Source organism: Bartonella sp. AP7XZML (assembly GCF_042195745.1).
Lineage (GTDB): Bacteria > Pseudomonadota > Alphaproteobacteria > Rhizobiales > Rhizobiaceae > Bartonella.
This window is the reverse complement of sequence record NZ_JBHIOT010000011.1, coordinates 1-2,125: the sequence shown is the minus strand read 5'-3', so window position 1 is coordinate 2,125 and position 2,125 is coordinate 1. Positions and strand designations below refer to the sequence as shown.

The following is a 2,125-nucleotide window of genomic DNA, read 5'->3' as shown; positions in this document are numbered from 1 at the left end:
TGATGTTTTGATACTGAAAGGTATAAATAAATGAGAGAGAATAAAAACAATATTGTCGATACCAACAATCAAAATGTTTCACGCAATGATAACGATAATGTTTTTTTAAATGATAAGACTTGTTTAGAAGCCATTCCTTATAAACAAGCATTGCAACAAAATGGTTGGGGGGAATTAAAACCACTTGAATATACTCTCTTACCCGTCGAGCCTTTTGACCCATTACAACTCCCAATGCCATTCATGGATTATGTTTACGACGTTTCAGAGCGTCAACAAGCCCCTATGGATTTTATTGCTGTCTCTGCTCTCTGTGCTTTGGCTGCTGTCATTGGCAATGGCGTGCGGGTTGCTCCAAAACAACATGATGATTGGATTGTGGTGCCTAATCTCTGGGGCGCTCTTATTGGTCAATCATCAACATTCAAAACACCAGCCATGAAAGCCGCTTTAGCGCCTATCACTTGCCTTCAAAAGCAATGGTATAAAGACTGGTTAAAGCAAAAAGAGAGACAAGAAATTGAAGAGAGGTTTGAAACTTTAGACAAACGAGAAAAGGAAAGACAAGCCAATAAAGCGATCAGAAAAGGAGAGTGTGAAAAAGCACGTGCTCTTTTGTATGAAACCCTCTCTAAAGACAAGGCGCAGGATCATGATGTCTCTCGTTTTATTGTCAATGATGTGACCGTTGAAAAGCTTGGGGAACTCTTAAAAGAAAACCCCCGTGGTCTCTTAATGGTGCGTGATGAACTGGCTGGTTTTTTAGCTAATCTAGAAAGAAAGGAATATCAAACAGACCGTTCCTTTTATTTAACAGCTTTTAATGGAGATGATCAATTTACCTATGACCGTATAGAGCGTGGAACCATTTTTATCCCTTATGTCACCTTATCCATGATTGGAGGCATTCAACCTTCACGCCTTATTCCCCTCATTCAAGCCATACAGCGTGGAATAAACGATGATGGGTTATTGCAACGCTTTCAAATGATTGTCTGGCCCGATGACAATAAAGAATGGCAAGTGATTGATAGACCGCCCAATCAAGAGGGCTGGCAAAAATATGAAGGGGTTTTTCGCTCTTTTCGTGATAAACGCTTAGGGTCTCCAGAAAAGCCGCTGATCATGCGTTTTTCTCCTAAAGCACAAGTGCAATTTTATGAATGGTTGGAACATCTTCATAGAGAGGCAAAAGGAGGTAGTTACTCAGAAAGCTTACAATCGCATCTTTTAAAAATGCCTAAAACCATAGCAAGCCTTGCGTTGATTTTTGAACTTCTTGATGGTGGTCGTTTAGAAATTGGACCCTATGCCATCACAACAGCCTTGCGTTGGACAAGTTATCTATTAAGTCATGCCAAACGTCTTTATGCGGCGGGGGATAGTTTAGCAACAGAGGGGGCAAAATTGATTGTCGAGCGCTGTGATCATTTACCCGATATTTTTACACACCGTGATATTCATCAAAGAAGCTGGACGCATTTAAAAGATAATCAAACCGTTAAACAAGCTTTAGAGCTTTTATGCCGTTGTAACTATATTCGTGAAATCTCTGGAGATAATACCCCTAAAAGTGGTCGACCTACCATACGCTATGAATGGAATCCTTTAGTAAAGGGGCATAAGACACCCCAATAAGGCATTTACACTTTTATTCATAGAATGAACCTTCAAAGAACGCCTTATCTATGAGTTTTGAAGATTTTGAGTATTTTGAGGGTTCCTTTTACCCTCCTTTATATATTTTTTTTCAATCAAAAAATAAAAGTTATTATATTTCAATATATTAGCATTTTAGAGATACAATCTATATTAAAACACAACCTATAAATACAACCCATGATATATTTTTGAAGGTATTTTGAGGGTGTGAGAAACCTTCAAAACCTATAAGAAAAATTCGTAATAAAACTTATCAAAGTACTCATTCTGATATTTTAAAGCACGTAGTACATTTATCTTGATTAACCCGTGAAACGAATAGCAAATTTTACTACTTTGCTGATCTTACGCTGTATCATTGGCTGTGGATAAACAATCTTTAAAAACCCCTTTTGAAAAAATTTATCCGTTTTTTCGCATTTTTCTACATTTTTTTCACCATTTGCTCAAAATGGATTTAATA

1 protein-coding gene is annotated in these 2,125 nt (G+C 37.4%); it reads left to right on the top strand.

Going from position 1 to position 2,125, the window contains the following annotated elements; all coding sequences use genetic code 11:
* Positions 1-30 precede the first annotated feature (30 nt).
* Entirely contained in the window at positions 31-1,638 is a 1,608-nt protein-coding gene (locus ACFILT_RS00765; RefSeq protein WP_375679353.1) for a YfjI family protein, read from the top strand.
* Positions 1,639-2,125 lie beyond the last annotated feature (487 nt).

What these genes read in the sequence shown, in the direction of transcription:
- ACFILT_RS00765 (WP_375679353.1), top strand. Translation starts at nt 31, where the DNA reads ATGAGAGAGAATAAAAACAATATTGTCGATACCAACAATCAAAATGTT.